Raw genomic sequence first — 18,352 nt, 5'->3', positions numbered from 1 at the left:
CATTTTTTTTACATATATAACCACACAAAATATAAGGTTATTATTATGAACCGTACTAACAGGCTGATCTTAGGTGCAGTAGTTCTGGGTTCCACGTTACTGGCAGGTTGTGCCAGCAACGCTAAAATCGATCAGTTGTCTTCCGATGTACAGACGCTGAGCGCTAAAGTTGAGCAACTGAGTAATGACGTAAATGCAATGCGTTCCGACGTTCAGGCTGCTAAAGATGATGCTGCTCGCGCTAACCAGCGTCTGGACAACAAAGTATCCCGCGTCCGTAAATAATTTGACGCACGATATAAAATGGCGCACATCGTGCGCCATTTCTTTATACATATAACCACGTATAATATAAGGATATTATTATGAACCGTACTAACAGGCTGATCTTAGGTGCAGTAGTTCTGGGTTCCACGTTACTGGCAGGTTGTTCAAGCAACGCTAAAATCGATCAGTTGTCTTCCGATGTACAGACGCTGAGCGCTAAAGTTGAGCAACTGAGTAATGACGTAAATGCAATGCGTTCCGACGTTCAGGCTGCTAAAGACGATGCTGCTCGCGCGAACCAGCGTCTGGACAACAAAGTATCCCACATCTGTAAATAATTTGACGCACAATATAAAATGGCGCACATCGTGCGCCATTTTTTTGTCCGTCGTTTGCTGCGAAGGCTACTGCGTCGCGCGCGTTTGCCCCTCTTCCCCGACAAAACCGTTCTGAGCGGATTCGACTGCGGTCGTATTTACCGCTGGCGTCTGCCCGGCGCTCACACTGACAGGATACCCGGCTCGCCGGTATAGCGCCTTATCGACCAGGCGACTATCCACCCCTTGCGCGTTTCTGAACGCGGTAAATTCCGCAGGCAACACGTAGGGCATCGTCTGCACGTTTTGCTCTTCTTCCGGCGATAGCGGCCTGTGTACCTCTACATAACGAATGCCATTCGGCTCGACAGAGAATTTCACCGGCTGGTTAATCACTTTTACCGGCGTCCCCGTTCTGACCTGCGCAAATAACGCCTTGATGTCCGGCGCGTTCATGCGAATGCAACCGGAACTCACGCGTAGACCCACGCTATCCGGCGCGCTGGTGCCATGAATGAGATATTCCCCATTACCGTGCGCCAGACGCAGCGCATAGCGTCCCAGCGGGTTATTTGGCCCGGCAGGGATCACCGGCGGCAGCGTGATCCCCCGCTCAAGCGAACGTTGGCGTACGCCCGCCGTCGGCGTCCACGTCGGGTTGGGGATCTTTTGCCCTATCCGGGTGTCCATGACGGGAGTTTCCAGTCCCTGCAAACCGATGCCGATGGGGTACACCTGAACGCGGTTTTCTCCCGGCGGGTAATAATACAGCCGTAGCTCCGCGAGGTTGACGATAACGCCTTCCCTGGGCGCATCCGGCAATAGCATCTGCGAGGGAATGGTAATTAGCGTACCGGGCTTAGGCACCGGCGCAATCGTATTGTTCGCCTCAAGAATGAGCATCGCCGCCGTATCAAAACGCCGGGCGATAGCCTGCAGGTTTTTATCACCTTCCTGTACGGTATAGGTTTGATTCTGACCAATAAGACGGCTGCCTTCGGGCGGTAATGGATAATCAACCGCCCAGGCTGCCTGTAGCGCGCTATACGCGCCGATAATAGCTAGAGTAATGAAAGACGCACGTTTCATACCAAACCTCCTGTATTCCTGGTGATGTCCTCTGCGACGGCTGATAGCGCTTCGCTTATCAGAACAACAAAATATACGCTCTATCCACTCTGGATAAAGCGACGTCGCCGTCCGACAAAGGATTTGACATCAGGTAGAACGCTGTCTGTACAGTTTAGCTAAGAGTGGCGGCCTTAGCGCGAATTGCGCGAATCATTGCTTCCAGCCCCTGAGAACGAGAAGGCGTGAGGTGCTGCGTAAGCGCCATTTTTTCGAACCATGGCCGGACATCAAAATGCACAATATCCTGCGCCGTCATTTGGTGGTACAAAATAAATACCACCGCCATAAGGCCTTTAACGATCGCCGCGTCGCTGTCGCCCTGCAATTCGATAATGCCGTTGGCGTTTCGCCGCATCACGATCCACACCTGGCTCTGACAGCCATGAATCGTATTTTGCGGATTGCGATCCTGCGGATTTAACTCCGCCAGGCGCTGCCCCAACTCAATAATATATAAATATTTCTCTTCCCAATTAGCGCAACGCGTAAAGTTACGCAGCAATTTTTCTTTATCCGGTAGCGCAGCCATAAAACCTCACTGTTATCCCAATAAGCGGTGGATACGCGTTAATCCTGCCACCAGTCGGTCCACTTCTTCATGGGTGTTATACATCGCCAGCGAAGCCCGGCACATTGCCGGCACGCCATACCAGGCCATGAGCGGCATCGCGCAGTGATGCCCCGTTCGTACCGCGATACCGTAATTATCAAGAAAGCTGCCGACGTCGTAAGCATGGTGTTTACCCAGATTAAACGCGATGACGCCCAACCGCTGTGCCGGACCATACAGCGTGATATCAGGCACCTGCGCCAGTTGCTCCAGCGCATAGCGCATCAGCATCTGCTCATAATCGCCAATCTTATCCAGTCCCAGCGACGTCACATAGTCAATTGCCGCGCCCAGACCGATGATGCCGCCAGTATTCGGCGTTCCCGCCTCAAAACGCCAGGGCGCTTTCGCCCATGTCGTTCCCTGCGTCAGGCTGACGGTCGAGATCATCGACCCGCCCCCTTCCCACGGCGGCATTTCTTGCAGCAACGCCTCTTTAACATACAGAATGCCGATGCCGGTCGGCCCGTAAAGTTTATGGCCGGAGAAAACGTAAAAATCGCAGTCCAGCGCCTGGACGTCAACTGCATGGTGCATCACGGCCTGGGCGCCATCCACCAGCACTTTCGCCCCATGCTGGCGCGCCAGCGCAATCATGTCCGGCAGCGGGTTTTCCGTCCCCAGCACATTGGAAACGTGGGTAATGGCCAGCAGTCGGGTCCGGTCATCGAACAGCGCAGCTAAGGTCTCCAGCCGCAGCGTACCGTCAGGATGCAATGGGATCACGCGCAGTTCAGCGCCTTTGCGCTCACACAGCATCTGCCAGGGAACGATGTTAGCGTGATGCTCCATCTCGCTGATGATAATGTTATCCCCGGCGCGAATATTTTCCGTTCCCCAACTGTTGGCGACAAGGTTAATGCCCTCCGTCGTACCGCGCACGAACACCAGTTCTTCTGCGGAGCGGGCGTTAATAAACCGCGACGCCTGCTTACGCACATTCTCCATGCTTTCGGTCGCCTGTGCGCTTAACGTATGGATACCTCGATGTACCGCAGCATAGCCGTGACGGTAGAAGGCAGATTCAGCGTCAATCACCTGATTGGGTTTTTGAGCGCTGGCTGCACTGTCCAGGTAAGCCAGCGGCAGGCCGTTAACTTCACGCTGCAGTATGGGAAAATCCGCCCGTACTTTTTCTACAGGAAATGTCATACCAGGCCTCCGGGCAGTCGCTGGCCGATTCGCGCCAGCACCTGCTGTTTAAGGGCGCTATCATGGATAGCTTCCGTTAACTCTGCGGCAAACGCGTAAAGAATCATGTGCCGCGCCTCCTGCTGCCTGATGCCGCGTGATTGCAGATAAAACATCTGCTCATCGTCAATACGCCCGATCGTCGCGCCGTGGCTGCACTTCACGTCATCGGCATAGATCTCCAATTGCGGTTTGGTATCGACTTCAGCCAGTTTCCCCAACAACAGGTTATTATTGGTCATCTGGCCGTCGGTTTTAATGGCGTGTTGCGCCACGTTAATCAGGCCATTAAAGACCGCGCGTCCTTTGTCGCTGACGATGGTCTTGTGCAACTGGCGGCTGTTACAGTAACCTTTGTTATGTTCCAGCCATGTCCGCGTATCGCAGACTTCATTTTTCACCGGCATCGCCAGACTATTCAGTCGAAGCGTCGCGTTTTCGCCATTCAGTTGTGAGCTGCTGTGGTGACGTAGTACTGCGGCGCCCAGCAGAAAACTGTGGCTAAACGCCGAGGCGTCTGTCGCCAGCAGAAGATCGTTATGCGCAAAGTGATAGCTGGACGCATTTTCAAACGCCAGTTTGATATGACGCAGTTGCGCATTGTCTGCAACGTTCATCGTCAGACGCGCGCCGGTAAAATGTTTTGCCGCTGTAAGGCTGACATAATGCTCAATAACCGTCGCTTCCGCGCCTTCCGCCAGCGCCAGATGGTGGCGATAATGCGCGGTATTCAGCTCGTCGCCATCCACGCCCTGCGTGATATGCATTAACAGTAGCGGCCTGGTCGGACGCTGATTTCGCCGTACCTGTATATACGTGACACATTGCGCCAGGCTTTCCGTCAGATGCAGAAAAACCTCGGGATGTACCGGCGCGGCAAGCGTCTGGCGCTCATCCCTGACGCTAACGTCAAATCCGCTGTTTTGCGTGCTATCACTAAGCTCTGGCATAAACCGTCCGTCGACAAACACCAGTCGCACGGCATCGATTTGCAGCGCCAGCGCATCACGCTGTGCGGCGCTGATAGTCGCACACTGCTGGATAAACTGGCTATGGGTTAAGCCCTCCAGCGGCGTGTATTTCCAGTCTTCATGTTTACGCGTCGGCAATCCCAGACGTAACATCTGTTGTAAATGTTGTCTTGCCTGCTCAGTTCGACTTTCTCCTTTTTCTTCAAAGAGATGCTGCCATTGCTGTAGCGCTTTACTGCTGTTCGGTAAGCCAGCCATAACCCTGCTCCTCCAGTTGTTTGACCAGAGTAAAATCGCCGGATCGGACAATTCGCCCCTGGTAGAGGACATGGACGTAATCAGGCTTGATGTAGTCCAGTATGCGCTGATAGTGGGTCACGATAATAAAAGCGCGTTTATCGTCGCGTAACGCGTTGACGCCTTCCGCCACAATTTTCAACGCATCGATATCCAGTCCGGAGTCCGACTCATCAAGGATGCACAGTTCCGGCTCCAGCACCGCCATTTGCAAAATATCATTGCGCTTTTTCTCCCCGCCGGAAAAACCGACGTTTACCGAACGGGCCAGCAAATCTTCCGGCATTTTCAGCAATGCGATCTTTTCTTCCATCAGATCCTGAAAATCAAAGCGATCCAACGACGTCTGCCCGCGGTAGGCGCGCACGGCATTCAGCGCGGTTTGCAGGAAAAACTGGTTACTGACACCGGGGATTTCTACCGGGTACTGGAAGGCCATAAAAATCCCTTCGCCCGCCCGTTCCTCCGGCGACAGTTCAAGCAGATCTTTACCTTTGAACGTAACCGAGCCGCCGGTGACCTCGTAATCTTCACGTCCCGCCAGGGTGGCGGAGAGCGTGCTTTTCCCGGAACCGTTCGGCCCCATAATGGCGTGAACTTCGCCGGGGCGAATCTCCAGATTCAGGCCACGCAAAATCGCTTTTTCTTCCACACTGACCTGTAAATCTTTAATGCTTAACATGGGTTTTCCTTCATCATTAACCGACGCTGTGCTCAAGGCTAATCGCCAGCAGTTTTTGCGCTTCAACGGCAAACTCCAGCGGCAGTTCCGAGAAAACGTCTTTACAGAAACCGTTGACGATCATCGAAATAGCGTCTTCTTCGCTGATGCCGCGTTGCAGACAATAGAAAAGCTGATCTTCACCGATGCGTGATGTTGTCGCCTCGTGCTCCAGCTGCGCGCTGTTATTGCGGCATTCAACATACGGGAACGTATGCGCGCCGCAGTCCGCGCCAATCAACATGGAGTCGCATTGGGTGAAATTTCGGGCGTTGGTCGCCGTCGGCATAATTTTTACCAACCCACGGTAGCTGTTCTGGCTGTGGCCGGCGGAAATGCCTTTTGAGATAATGGTTGAGCGCGTGTTTTTACCGATATGGATCATTTTGGTACCGGTGTCAGCCTGCTGATGTCCACTGGTCAGCGCAACGGAATAGAACTCGCCGATAGAATTATCACCGCGCAGGATACAGCTCGGGTATTTCCAGGTAATCGCCGAACCGGTTTCCGACTGGGTCCACGACATCTTGCTGTTTTCCCCTTCGCACAACGCCCGCTTAGTCACAAAGTTCAGAATGCCGCCCGTGTTGTTGTCGCCCGGGAACCAGTTTTGTACGGTGGAATATTTTACTTCAGCATCTTTATGGATGATGACTTCCACTACCGCGGCGTGGAGCTGATAACTGTCGCGTACGGGCGCGGAGCAGCCTTCGATATAACTCACATAGCTGCCTTCATCCGCCACCAGAATCGTGCGCTCAAACTGACCGGTTTTCTCAGCGTTAATGCGAAAATAGGTGGATAACTCCATCGGGCAACGCACGCCTTTGGGAACATAGATAAATGTCCCATCGGAAGCGACTGCCGCATTCAGCGCGGCAAAAAAGTTATCGTTCCCCGGCACGACGGTGCCAAGATATTTCCTGACCAGGTCAGGGTGATCGTGTATCGCTTCGCCAAAAGAACAGAAAATAATGCCCTGTTCCGCCAGTTTTTCACGGTATGTGGTCGCTACGGAGACCGAGTCAAAAATCGCATCGACGGCGACCTCTTTCCCTTCGCGAACCGGAACGCCAAGTTGCTCGAAGGCGTCTTCAACCTCTTTACTCAAAAAGGTATTCGCGCCCGTTTGCTGTACGGCTCCCGGCTGGGAAACGCAGCTATCGTCGCAGTTTCCGCATGATGGCGCAGAGTAATAGCTGTAGTCCTGATAGTTCAGTTTATCGTAGTGCGCCTTCAGCCAGTGCGGTTCATCCATGTCCAGCCAGGCTCTATAGGCATTGAGACGAAATTCCAGCATCCACTCAGGTTCGTTACGCTTTGCGGAAATCGCGCGCACCACCTCTTCGCTGATGCCTTTTGCCAGTTCATCAGTGGGTAGTTGCGTGAAAAATCCTTCTTTGTAATTAAGGCGTCCGCCTGTCCAGATGCCGACCTCTTCCGTTGCTTCAGTATTACGAGACATAGTACCGCCTATACCCCAAAACTTTCGCCGCAGCCGCATTCATTCTGGGCTTTGGGGTTATGAAATTTAAATAACTGGTTCAGCCCTTCCTGTACGTAATCCACTTCTGTTCCGTCAATAAAAGGCATCGCCTGTAACGGTGCGAAAAGCTTTGCGCCTTCGGCTTCAAAAACCAGATCGTCTTTATCCGGCTCCCGAACGGTATCCAGAACATAGCCAAATCCGGCACATCCCGTCTGTTTTACGCTTAACCGCACGCCCAACATGCCCGGCTGCTTTTCTGCCAGCTCACGTATGTGCGCTGCCGCCGCTGGCGTTAGCGTCAGCCCTTGCCAGGGGAAGTCCTCCGGGTTAAACGTGTCTGAATGCAATTCCATAGAGTTACCTCGCGTTCTAAATCACCAGGATATAACAGCATGTTAGTGATAATGATTATCACTTCAACCCCTTAACCGCAGGGGCTTTCCAACAAATGGTCATATTGAGCGCCTTTTATTAAGCATAGACCCTGTCCGCCAGGTCATACGATAGACAAAAAATCACTTAACATTTTGATAATTAACGATTTATAAGATGTTAACCTTTCTGACAGGTCAAAAACGAAAAGATGTATAGAAAATGACTATTTAATTAATAGGCTGTCGACATTGCCGGGTGGCGAGGTCAGAACCCCATTTTTTGTATGGATACCTGGCGTTGCGCTCTTTATAATCCGCTGCGGTTCTATAACTCAGTTTGAGCTATAGGTTTATGTAAACTCTTTCCGGCATTTCAGGTGCTGAATGAGGCAAGAGGCTTAAAATATGGTTGTTACGCTCGCGTATATCGCACTTTTTTTGGTTTTCTCGTGGGTCATCTTAAGAATTAATCAAAAAAGCGATTCCCTGTCGAAAAGCGTTTTTATCGCTATCTTTTTAGGGGCTGTTATTGGTTTATCCCTGCATTTTATTTCAGCAAATCACACTAAAACTATTATCGAATGGTACAGCATCGTCGGCAATGGTTACGTCCACCTGTTAAAACTGGTCGCTATACCGCTAATTTTTATTTCTATTCTTTCCGCCATCAATAAACTGGAAAATAGCGCTGGCATCGGAAAAATGTCGCTGACGATCGTCGGATGCATGTTATGCCTGGTGATGATTGCCGGTTTTATCGGATTACTGACCGCTCATGTGCTGGGGCTTGACGCCAGCGCTTTTGTGCACATGCCGTCAATGTTAACTACAGAAGAAGTCAATAAGACTGCCGCGGTGTCGATTCCCCAGTTAGTGACATCGCTGATTCCGACTAATATTTTTCTTGATCTTACGGGGGCCAGAAGTGTTTCCGTTATCGGCATCGTTATCTTCACGCTAATAGCGGGGATCGCTCTGTTAAAGGTCAAAAAAGAGGCGCCGGAAGAAGGTCAGAAATTAAGCGCAGGCATTAACGCTATTCAGATCTGGGTCATGAAGATGGTACGTATCGTTATTGCATTAACGCCCTATGGCGTCATGGCATTAATGACCACCGTATTTTCATCATACCGCCTTGAACAATTCGCCAGCTTACTTGGTTTTATCGGCGCCTGTTACATCGCGATTTTCATGATGTTTATCGTGCACGCCATCTTGCTGATCCTCAGCGGTAATAATCCAGCGCGTTATTTCAGAATGGTGTGGCCCGTCTTAACCTTTGCGTTTGTTTCCCGCAGCAGCGCAGCCTCTATCCCGCTGGCCATTTCCGCCCAGGAAAAATTTGGCGTACAAAGCACCATTGCCAATATTTCCGCCTCGTTTGGCTCCAGTATGGGGCAAAATGGCTGCGCCGGGATTTATCCGGCTATTATGGTAGCGATGATTGCGCCCACCATCGGCATTGATCCGCTCTCGCTGCATTTTCTGGCCGCGATGTTACCTGCCATTGCGCTAGGGTCTATTGGCGTAGCCGGCGTCGGCGGCGGTGGTACGTTCGCGGCGCTGATTGTCCTGTCGACGTTGAATTTTCCCGTTGCGCTGGTCGGTATTTTTATTGCCATCGAACCTATCGTTGATATGGCCCGCACGGCACTGAACGTTAACGGATCGATGATGTCAGGTGTGCTGGCTAACCGTATTTTGAATAATCATACGGCTGACGACATGCCAGCGGTTATTGACAGACCTTAGTTTTTTACGCGCTAGGAAAAGAAAAACCCTTAAGTCTGTTCAATACAGGCTTAAGGGTTCCGGCCCCATCCGGCGCTTATCTCCGGCACTCTTAATGGCTTAGCTCTTGAAGGGGCATAAGAATAATCTCATAAAGAGAGCGCGCCTTTTTAGCACAAATGGCGATCTGTATTTTTTTTAAACAAAATCAAGAGGATTATCTATTACCTGAGGACAGGGTCTGGTGAGATTGCCTGGTAACATAGCCGGATGGCGGCTAACGCCTTATCCGGCCTACACAGACTTTATTAATGCACGCCCAACCGCCAGGCGAAATAGATCTCTTCTTTCAGTTCGGTTGCAGAGAGGGTGAGGAGATCGGCAAACTCTAACTCCAGCTGTTTTAAACGCTTCAAATACTGCGCGGGAGAAAGTTCGGTTTTATCACGGCGTAAAAATTCAATCGCCAGTTGGGTTGGGTCTAAATCAGTAGACATATCATCCTCGCTTATGTGTAAACGTGCACAGTATATCACCTTTTTCTGCGCACATTTTGACCAAAAGCAATATGCATCACACTTTTATGGTGACAACGTCACACAATCGCCGTAGTAAGACGCGAAGAACAGCACAGACGTCCCTGTTCATCAAAGATCTCTATCTGCCAGACCTGATGGCGAGCCCCGGTATGCAACGCTTTACAGACGCCTCGTACGCGCCCCTGACGCGCCGACCGTACATGGTTGGCATTCACCTCCAGCCCCACCACCTTTTGCTCCCCCTGCGTACACAGATAGCCTGCGACCGAGCCGATACTTTCCGCCAGCACCACAGACGCTCCGCCATGCAGCAAGCCGAACGGCTGTTTGGTGCGATGATCGACGGGCATTGTCGCTTCCAGCGTATCGTCCCCAATACGCTCAAAGCGGATATCAAGCAGGCCAACCATATTCCCTTCCCCCATCGCATTAAGCGCATCGAGGGTCACTTCACGTTTCCAGATCAACCTATAATCTCCAGTAATGCCTGCAACGGGTGACGCACGCCCGTACCTTCAATGCGTTTAACCTGGCTTCGGCAGGAATAGCCGGTTGCCAGGCAGCGGTTTCGCGGTAGACGTTGCATCGCCTGATGCCAGGATAGCTCATAAATTCCCAGCGAATTTTTATGATTGGTGAGTTCATGTCCATAAGTGCCCGCCATACCGCAGCAGCCTACGCTGACATTTTCCAGCTTCGCGCCAAAATGGGCAAAGATGGCGGCCCACTGCGCAGGCGCGCCGGGTAACGCCGTGACTTCCGTACAATGACCAAAAAAGTACCACGGTTCGCCGCTCACCTCGACGGACAGTCTTGCATTTATTTCCTGCGCCAGCCATTCATTCACCAGCAACACATGAAAATCGCCGCGCTGTTCGCCCAGCGCCAGTTTGTATTCGTCGCGATAACACAGGACCAGCGCCGGATCGACGCCCACCATTGGCATCCCCAACGCGGCGATCCGATTAAGGAACTCAGAGGTTTTTTTCGCCGTTTTCGCAAAGCGATTAAGAAAACCTTTAATATGCTGCGCCTTACCATTCGGCGAGAACGGTAACAATACCGGCCTCCTGCCCAGTTTTTCCGCCAGGCGGATAAAGTCCGCCACGACCCGGGCGTCGTAGTAGCTGGTAAACGGGTCCTGAACCACCAGTACCGTTTTCGCTTTTTGCTCGGCGCTCATGCGCTCCAGTTGCTCAAGCGTCATATTAGCGGACGGATGGCCCACCAGTTGCTGTTGCAATGAAGGGGCAGAAAGCAGAGGTAAATCCACCATACCGATATGTTTTTTCGCCAGATTACGAACCACCGGTTGGTTAATAAAAAAGTTAAAGGTCTTTGGCGCACGCGCCATCAGCGGCGCGTAGGTCTCGACCGTCGCCACCAGATGATCGCGTACCGGACGCAGATAACGCGTATGGTAAAGCTGTAAGAAACGTGAACGAAACTCCGGAACATCGATTTTAATCGGACACTGGGTCGTACAGGCTTTACATGCCAGACAGCCGGACATGGCCTCTTTAACTTCATGGGAAAAGTCATACTCGCCTTTGCGTTTGTGCCAACTATTCCGGGTGCGGGCAATCAGCGTGCGTAAGCTGGCGCGTTTTTCCGGCAGCTCCTTTTCCAGCTTCAACGGATCGATGCCGCGATCGGCCAATAGTCGGAGCCATTCCCGCACCAGCGTCGCCCGCCCTTTCGGCGAGTGGATCCGGTTAAGGCTAATTTTCATCGACGGGCACATTGGGCTTTTCGCATCGAAATTAAAGCACAGGCCGTTACCATTACACTCCATAGCGCCGCGCCAGGTCTGCCGCACCGCCAGCGGGATTTGCCGATCCCAGGTGCCGCGTTTTACCGCATCCACCTTCATCATCGGCGCCTCTATCCCCTGCGGCGGACAGATTTTACCCGGGTTAAGTCGATTATGCGGATCAAAAGCCGCTTTTATTTTGCGCAGCTCGCCATACAGGACTTCGCCGAAAAAGGCCGGGCTGTATTCCGCACGAAAACCTTTTCCATGCTCGCCCCACAACAGCCCGCCGTATCTGGCGGTCAGCGCGACGACCTCATCGGAGATCTGTTTCATCAACAGTTCCTGCTGCGGATCGCACATATCCAGCGCCGGACGCACATGCAGCACCCCGGCATCCACGTGGCCGAACATGCCGTAACTTAAGCCATGACCATCCAGTAGGGCGCGAAATTCGGCGATGTAATCGGCCAGATGTTCAGGCGGCACGCAGGTATCTTCCGCAAAAGGAATCGGTTTGGCAGCGCCTTTCGCGTTACCCAGCAGCCCTACCGCTTTTTTACGCATCGCGTAAATACGCTCAATACCCGTCAAATCGGTACAAAGTTGCCAGCCGATCACGCCCGCTTCCGCTCGCGCCATCAGGCCATCCAGCCGGTGGCACAGCGCCTCGACCTGCCCGTCAATAAGCGCTTCATCGTCACCCGCGAATTCCACGATATTCAGGCCAAGCATCTCTTTATCCGGCACATCGGTAATCAATTCGCTAACGGAGTGCCAGACAATATCTTCCCGCGCGAGGTTAAGGACTTTGGAATCGACCGTCTCGACGGATAAGGCGCGCGCATCAACCATAAAAGGGGCGCTACGCAGCGCGGAATCAAAGGAGTCGTATTTTACATTCACCAGACGGCGGACTTTGGGTATCGGGGTAATATCCAGCCGGGCTTCAGTAATAAACGCCAGCGTCCCTTCCGACCCCGTTAAGATGCGGGTAAGATCGAAGCGGGTCATGTCATCGTTAAAGACGTGGCGTAAATCGTAGCCTGTCAGGAAGCGATTGAGCTTTGGAAAGCTATCGAGGATAAGTTGACGGTTTTCCAGGCAGGACTGATAGACGGTCTGATAGATGCGGCCTGGCGTCGTCGTGTTTTCACCCAGCGTCCGGGCAAGCTCTACGGGCATCGATTGTGTGTCAAGGATATCACCCCCCAACAATACGGCCCGTATGCCTAAGACGTGATCTGACGTTTTTCCATAGACCAGCGAACCCTGACCAGAGGCATCGGTATTAATCATACCGCCAAGCGTGGCGCGATTACTGGTGGAAAGTTCCGGCGCAAAAAAATAGCCATACGGCTTTAACGCCTCATTAAGCTGATCTTTTATCACTCCCGCCTCTACCCGCACCCATCCCTCTTCAGGATTAATTTCAATAATGCGGTTCATATAGCGGGACATATCAACAATAATGCCCTGGTTTAGCGCCTGGCCATTCGTGCCAGTACCGCCGCCTCGCGGGGTAAATATCAGCGACGTAAAGCGCGGCTCCGCCGCCAGACGGGCAAGAAGCGCGACATCCGCCGTAGAACGGGGAAACACAACAGCATCGGGAAGAAGCTGGTAGATACTGTTATCGGTCGACATTGTCAGACGGTCGGCATAGCTGGTTGCCGTATCGCCCGTAAACCCTTGCTGCTCCAGCGCCTGCAAAAAATTGAGCACCAGCTGAACGACGCCGGGTGCCTGAGAAATTTGTGGAATCATTATATTGACCTTTTCCTGCGGTCTATGTTGTGAACGGTGGCGCCCAACCCGGCGAGCGCGAGCGGTCTACGCACAGGAAGGGATGCTTAATCGTTTGCGTGTTGCGTTATTTGTTGTATCACATTTTTTTCCTGTGCGCCCAACAGAATTACATGCAGAATCGGCCTGTTAAAAACCGCTGAAATTGCTCATCATTATAGGGTGTGGTTTGCATGTTCACGTCGCGCCAACGTTCTGGCGCAAAGACAAAGGTGAAAAGTATTTATGGTAAATGTTCGTCAGCCCAGGGATATTGCGCAAGTGCTGCTATCGGTGCTGTTTTTAGCCATCATGATTGTGGCCTGTTTGTGGATAGTACAGCCTTTTATTTTGGGGTTTGCATGGGCAGGTACGATTGTTATCGCGACCTGGCCCGTTTTGCTGAAATTACAAAAAATATTGTGGGGCCGCCGCTCGCTTGCCGTATTGGTCATGACGCTGCTGTTAGTGCTGCTCTTCGTTATTCCCGTCGCCTTGCTGGTGAACAGCATTGTCGACGGTAGCGGCCCGCTCATCCATGCAGTGACTGGCGGCGATATGACGCTACCCGATCTGGCATGGTTAAATAATATTCCGTTGGTTGGCGCCAAACTGTATGCCGGATGGCATAGCCTGCTGGATATGGGCGGTAGCGCTATTATGGCGAAAGTGCGGCCTTATATCGGCACAACCACGACCTGGTTTGTCGGTCAGGCGGCGCATATCGGACGCTTTATGATGCACTGCGCCCTGATGCTGTTGTTTAGCGCCCTGCTTTACTGGCGCGGCGAACAAGTGGCGATGGGTATACGCCATTTTGCCTGTCGTCTCGCAGCTAAACGCGGCGATGCGGCGGTTCTGCTGGCTGCCCAGGCGATCCGCGCCGTGGCGCTTGGCGTGGTGGTCACCGCGCTGGTACAGGCGGTACTTGGCGGCGTCGGGCTGGCGATTTCCGGCGTGCCTTACGCTACCCTGTTGACGGTAGTGATGATCCTTTCGTGTCTGGTTCAGTTGGGGCCGTTGCCGGTATTGATTCCAGCCATTATCTGGCTTTACTGGACAGGCGACACCACCTGGGGCACCGTGCTGCTGGTTTGGAGCGCCGTCGTCGGCACTCTGGATAACGTGATTCGCCCGGTACTCATCCGCATGGGCGCCGATTTACCGCTGCTTCTGATCCTTTCCGGGGTAATCGGCGGCCTGATTGCATTCGGTATGATTGGTCTGTTTATTGGACCGGTGCTTCTGGCCGTGACCTGGCGTTTGTTCTCCGCATGGGTACATGAAGTTCCGGCGCCGACGAATGAACCAGAGGAGATCCTTGAAGAGCTGGATGACATCGAGGAAGCCAACAAGCAGTCATAATCCCGTCGGGCGGCATTGCCGCCCGATGCTTTAGCGACGTTTATCAATTCAACGCACACCCCATTTTGATTCGCCCGTCTGTTCCCCGCCGCATCTCATTTCTGTCGCAAATCCGTTACAGTTTTTAAACTATTGAGACGAATCTGATCGACGCAAAAAGTGCTCATGCCTACTATTAGCACACGGTTATAAATCAACACATTGATTTATAAGCATGGAAATCCCCTGAGTGAAACAACGAATTGCTGTGTGTAGTCTTTGCCCGTCTCCTACGATGGGCTTTTTTTTTAACTTTTTTCGCCGCATTGTTACATAAGCCAGCTCCCGTTTTCCTTCAACACCGCGATATCTGCAACGAATAAATAATATTGCACAAAATAGTGTGATTCTGTTCAAGTCGAAACGGTGTCGGTGGTGCTATTTATAGCATCACTTTTTTCATATAAAAGCCTAAAAAATGATGAACGCGTTAGAACTACAAGCACTACGGCGTATTTTTGATATGACGATTGAAGAATGCACAATCTATATCACCCAGGATAATAATTCGACAACCTGGCAACGATGGGAAGCTGGCGACACTCCCATCTCTCCAGAAATCATTGCCAGGCTAAAGGAAATGAAAGCCAAGAGACAGCGACGAATTAACGCCATTGTGGACAAAATCAATAACCGGATCGGCAATAATACAATGCGTTACTTCCCTGATTTATCTTCTTTTCAGTCCATTTATACAGAGGGTGATTTTATCGAGTGGAAAATTTATCAATCTGTTGCTGCCGAACTTTTCGCACATGATCTGGAGCGGCTGTGTTAGACGTAAACTTTATCGCCGCATCGTATTGATACCGGATAGAAAACCACACAATCACGACATTGACTTGTCACCCTATCCAATATGCTTCCTGCCTGTGTATACCACTGTAATGTCAGGCGGCATCTCTGAGTCAGATAATATGAAAAATCGTTATTTCCCTACCGCTGTAGGGTTATATTTTAATTACTTTGTACATGGCATGGGGGTTATCCTGATGAGCCTGAACATGTCATCGCTTGAACAGCAATGGCATACCAGTGCCGCTGGCGTATCTATTGTGATCTCTTCGCTTGGTATTGGCCGGTTAAGCGTTTTGTTAATCGCCGGTATGCTTTCCGATCGCTTTGGTCGCCGTCCTTTTATCATTCTGGGGATCGCCTGTTACCTGATTTTTTTCATTGGCATTCTTTATGCTCAGACGATTTGTGTCGCTTATGCCTGTGGCTTTTTAGCAGGTATGGCCAACAGTTTTTTGGATGCAGGTACCTATCCCAGTTTGATGGAAGCCTTCCCTCGCTCCCCCAGTACGGCAAATATCCTGATCAAAGCATTTGTCTCTGGCGGACAATTCTTGTTGCCCATTATTATTAGTTTATTAGTCTGGGCTAATATGTGGTTTGGCTGGTCCTTCCTGCTTGCCGGGGCGATCATGCTTATTAATGCTCTGTTTTTATTACGCTGCCCTTTTCCACCCTATCCTGGTCGGATATTGAAGCCTAAAATCTCGCAAGCGCCTGTCGCAGGCGCACATCATTGCTCCCTCATCGATCTTATCAGCTACACCCTTTATGGCTATATCTCGATGGCAACCTTTTATCTTATCAGCCAGTGGCTGGCGCAGTATGGACAGTTCGTCGCAGGCATGTCGTATACCCAATCCATCAAACTGTTAAGTATTTATACCTGCGGATCGCTACTGTGCGTTTTTATTACCGCTCCGTTGGTCAGAAAAACAATTCGTTCTACCACATTATTGATGTTTTATACCTTTATCTCTTTTATTTCGCTTCTGACGGTCTGCCTGCATCCTCAGGTCTATGTTGTTATGATCTTCGCATTCGTCATTGGATTCTCTTCCGCCGGTGGCGTAGTACAAATCGGCCTGACGCTGATGGCGGCCCGTTTTCCACGGGAGAAAGGTAAAGCGACCGGCATCTATTACAGCGCCGGCAGTATCGCGACGTTCACTATTCCGTTGATCACGGCGCGGATTTCAGAAATGAGCATTGCACATATTATGTGGTTTGATACCGGTATCGCCGCAGCGGGATTTCTCCTCGCGCTATTCATCGGTTACCGAAGTCGGGCTGAATCACAACACCACGCTGAAGCAGCGTCGACTGCGCAATAAAAGTTAGCGTGCCAGCTGCAATATTATTGCCTTGCTATGCAAAATAAAACGTTAGCTATTATCACCGGGAAACAAAAAATGTAATTTTCGTGTTAATTATTATTCATTATCTTCACACTTATCAGAAAAATTGCGATGAGCATCACGAGTTATATGTGTTAAACAACAAATTCGCAGCAATTTTTATATTTCATGGCTAACAAATGAAATGCTATCAATGCAATAAACCTGGCATTTTAAACGCCATGTTATGTACATATAACGATAGTACCGACTTATAGTGTTACTGAACAATCGCTGCATGTAGTAAAGCAGTAATAAACAGGACATTGAATCAAACCATCAGCAAGGAGCTGTGAACAAATGTCTCAGAACAAGGCTCGCAACATGCCATATTTGCTGGCTGTTATCTGCATTTATTTTAGTTACTTTCTCCACGGCATGAGTGTTATTACACTAGCCCAGAACATGACTTCCCTTGCACAGAAATTCTCCACGGATAGTGCCGGTATCGCCTATTTAATCTCTGGCATTGGTCTTGGCCGTCTGGTCAGTATTTTATTCTTTGGCGTACTGTCCGATAAATTTGGCCGTCGGGCAATAATACTGCTTGGCGCCGTACTATATATGCTGTTTTTCTTCGGTATTCCCGCCAGTCCTAACCTGATGATCGCTTTCATATTAGCGGTGTGTGTCGGCGTGGCGAACTCCGCGCTGGATACCGGCGGATACCCTGCATTAATGGAGTGTTTTCCCAAAGCATCGGGCTCGGCAGTTATTCTGGTTAAAGCGATGGTCTCTTTTGGGCAAATGATTTATCCCCTTATTGTCAGCGCCTTGTTAGTCAACCATATCTGGTACGGCTACGCGGTGGTAATCCCCGGTATCCTTTTCGTCCTCATCACGTTGATGCTGTTGAAAAGCCGCTTTCCCAGCCAACTTGTCGATGCCAGTATTGCGAAAGAATTACCCCAGATGAACAGTACTCCCCTCGTCTGGCTGGAAGGCGTAGCTTCCGTTTTATTTGGCGTCGCCGCGTTCTCAACCTTCTATGTGATTGTGGTCTGGATGCCTAAATATGCGATGGCCTTCGCCGGAATGGCGGAATCCGACGCGCTGAAAACCATCTCTTATTACAGTATGGGATCGTTGGTTTGCGTGTTTATTTTTGCCGCATTGCTGAAAAAAATGGTTCGCCCCATCTGGGCCAATGTTTTCAATGCCGGGCTGGCGACACTCACCGCTGCGGCAATTTACCTGTATCCCTCGCCACTGATCTGTAATGCTGGCGCCTTCGTGATTGGTTTTTCCGCTGCTGGAGGTATTTTACAATTAGGCGTATCGGTAATGTCGGAATTTTTCCCTAAGAGTAAAGCTAAAGTCACCAGTATATATATGATGATGGGTGGCGTAGCTAACTTTCTTATCCCACTGATCACCGGTTATCTCTCTACCATTGGCCTACAATATATCATTTTATTAGATTTTGCCTTTGCACTACTGACATTTATCACCGCCATTATTGTATTTATTCGCTATTATCGCGTATTTAAGATCCCGCAAAATGATGTCCGATTTGGCGAGCGTTATTTCCAGTAAAAATGTTAACTATGCGCAACAGGCATGCGCCCTGCTCTGCACTG

General features: G+C 50.9%; 17 protein-coding genes and 1 other RNA gene. 8 read left to right on the top strand and 10 right to left on the bottom strand.

Features of this window, described 5'->3' with window-relative positions; translation table 11 throughout:
* Window positions 1-45 precede the first annotated feature (45 nt).
* Window positions 46-285 carry a major outer membrane lipoprotein gene (locus OLG56_RS10035; protein WP_023213414.1) on the top strand — a complete coding sequence of 80 codons (240 nt, stop codon included), beginning with the start codon at window positions 46-48 and terminating at the stop codon, window positions 283-285.
* A gap of 80 nt (window positions 286-365) precedes the next feature.
* Window positions 366-605, top strand: coding sequence for a major outer membrane lipoprotein (locus OLG56_RS10030; RefSeq protein WP_001531125.1), 240 nt, complete (start codon window positions 366-368; stop codon window positions 603-605).
* A gap of 66 nt (window positions 606-671) precedes the next feature.
* On the opposite strand, the gene ldtE is transcribed toward OLG56_RS10030, so the two are convergent.
* The 7 genes from ldtE to sufA form a co-directional block, all read right to left on the bottom strand.
* Window positions 672-1,673, bottom strand: a complete 1,002-nt coding sequence (gene ldtE, locus OLG56_RS10025; protein ID WP_207011562.1) for a L,D-transpeptidase LdtE — start codon at window positions 1,671-1,673, stop codon at window positions 672-674.
* Between the two features lie 154 nt (window positions 1,674-1,827).
* Window positions 1,828-2,244, bottom strand: a complete 417-nt coding sequence (gene sufE, locus OLG56_RS10020; RefSeq protein WP_000729470.1) for a cysteine desulfuration protein SufE — start codon at window positions 2,242-2,244, stop codon at window positions 1,828-1,830.
* 12 nt (window positions 2,245-2,256) lie between these two features.
* On the bottom strand, window positions 2,257-3,477 hold the full coding sequence (gene sufS, locus OLG56_RS10015) for a cysteine desulfurase SufS (RefSeq protein WP_000143859.1): 1,221 nt from the start codon (window positions 3,475-3,477) through the stop codon (window positions 2,257-2,259).
* Entirely contained in the window at window positions 3,474-4,745 is a 1,272-nt protein-coding gene (gene sufD / locus OLG56_RS10010; RefSeq protein ID WP_000907929.1) for a Fe-S cluster assembly protein SufD, read from the bottom strand. Before sufD ends, sufS begins: the two co-directional genes overlap by 4 nt.
* Window positions 4,720-5,466: a Fe-S cluster assembly ATPase SufC gene (gene sufC, locus OLG56_RS10005; RefSeq protein ID WP_023213413.1), complete on the bottom strand. Its 747-nt coding sequence runs from the start codon at window positions 5,464-5,466 to the stop codon at window positions 4,720-4,722. Before sufC ends, sufD begins: the two co-directional genes overlap by 26 nt.
* Before the next feature lie 16 nt (window positions 5,467-5,482).
* Window positions 5,483-6,970 carry a Fe-S cluster assembly protein SufB gene (sufB, locus tag OLG56_RS10000; protein ID WP_000089383.1) on the bottom strand — a complete coding sequence of 496 codons (1,488 nt, stop codon included), beginning with the start codon at window positions 6,968-6,970 and terminating at the stop codon, window positions 5,483-5,485.
* Between the two features lie 8 nt (window positions 6,971-6,978).
* Window positions 6,979-7,347, bottom strand: a complete 369-nt coding sequence (gene sufA, locus OLG56_RS09995) for a Fe-S cluster assembly scaffold SufA (RefSeq protein ID WP_000418970.1) — start codon at window positions 7,345-7,347, stop codon at window positions 6,979-6,981.
* 426 nt (window positions 7,348-7,773) lie between these two features.
* On the opposite strand from sufA, the gene OLG56_RS09990 reads away from it, so the two are divergent.
* Window positions 7,774-9,120 carry an L-cystine transporter gene (locus OLG56_RS09990; protein WP_000261858.1) on the top strand — a complete coding sequence of 449 codons (1,347 nt, stop codon included), beginning with the start codon at window positions 7,774-7,776 and terminating at the stop codon, window positions 9,118-9,120.
* A 287-nt stretch (window positions 9,121-9,407) separates the two neighbouring features.
* Here OLG56_RS09990 and OLG56_RS09985 read toward each other — a convergent pair whose 3' ends face one another.
* The 3 genes from OLG56_RS09985 to ydiJ all read right to left on the bottom strand — a co-directional run bounded on the left by OLG56_RS09985 (window position 9,408) and on the right by ydiJ (window position 13,158).
* On the bottom strand, window positions 9,408-9,596 hold the full coding sequence (locus tag OLG56_RS09985; protein WP_001537749.1) for a YdiH family protein: 189 nt from the start codon (window positions 9,594-9,596) through the stop codon (window positions 9,408-9,410).
* A 98-nt stretch (window positions 9,597-9,694) separates the two neighbouring features.
* Window positions 9,695-10,105 (bottom strand): 1,4-dihydroxy-2-naphthoyl-CoA hydrolase, encoded by a 411-nt coding sequence (gene menI, locus OLG56_RS09980; protein ID WP_000637930.1) that lies wholly within the window; start codon window positions 10,103-10,105, stop codon window positions 9,695-9,697.
* The gene (ydiJ, locus tag OLG56_RS09975) at window positions 10,102-13,158 is read right to left on the bottom strand and encodes a D-2-hydroxyglutarate dehydrogenase YdiJ (protein WP_061377356.1); all 3,057 of its coding nucleotides are present in this window, start codon (window positions 13,156-13,158) and stop codon (window positions 10,102-10,104) included. The genes menI and ydiJ overlap by 4 nt, the downstream gene beginning before the upstream one ends.
* A gap of 264 nt (window positions 13,159-13,422) precedes the next feature.
* On the opposite strand from ydiJ, the gene ydiK reads away from it, so the two are divergent.
* The 5 genes from ydiK to OLG56_RS09950 all read left to right on the top strand — a co-directional run bounded on the left by ydiK (window position 13,423) and on the right by OLG56_RS09950 (window position 18,308).
* Complete coding sequence (gene ydiK / locus OLG56_RS09970) at window positions 13,423-14,541, top strand: AI-2E family transporter YdiK (RefSeq protein ID WP_000248615.1); 1,119 nt, start codon at window positions 13,423-13,425, stop codon at window positions 14,539-14,541.
* Between the two features lie 182 nt (window positions 14,542-14,723).
* Window positions 14,724-14,831: antisense sRNA RprA (gene rprA / locus OLG56_RS09965), an RNA gene on the top strand.
* A gap of 167 nt (window positions 14,832-14,998) precedes the next feature.
* Entirely contained in the window at window positions 14,999-15,358 is a 360-nt protein-coding gene (locus tag OLG56_RS09960; protein ID WP_000980457.1) for a YdiL family protein, read from the top strand.
* 139 nt (window positions 15,359-15,497) lie between these two features.
* The gene (locus OLG56_RS09955) at window positions 15,498-16,709 is read left to right on the top strand and encodes an MFS transporter (RefSeq protein WP_061377357.1); all 1,212 of its coding nucleotides are present in this window, start codon (window positions 15,498-15,500) and stop codon (window positions 16,707-16,709) included.
* 363 nt (window positions 16,710-17,072) lie between these two features.
* The gene (locus OLG56_RS09950) at window positions 17,073-18,308 is read left to right on the top strand and encodes an MFS transporter (RefSeq protein ID WP_000081211.1); all 1,236 of its coding nucleotides are present in this window, start codon (window positions 17,073-17,075) and stop codon (window positions 18,306-18,308) included.
* The last annotated feature ends 44 nt before the right edge of the window (window positions 18,309-18,352 follow it).

The organism is Salmonella sp. 2018103, from assembly GCF_026247685.1.
GTDB classification, from domain to species: Bacteria; Pseudomonadota; Gammaproteobacteria; order Enterobacterales; family Enterobacteriaceae; genus Salmonella; species Salmonella enterica.
This window is presented reverse-complemented; position numbering and strand designations above follow the sequence as displayed.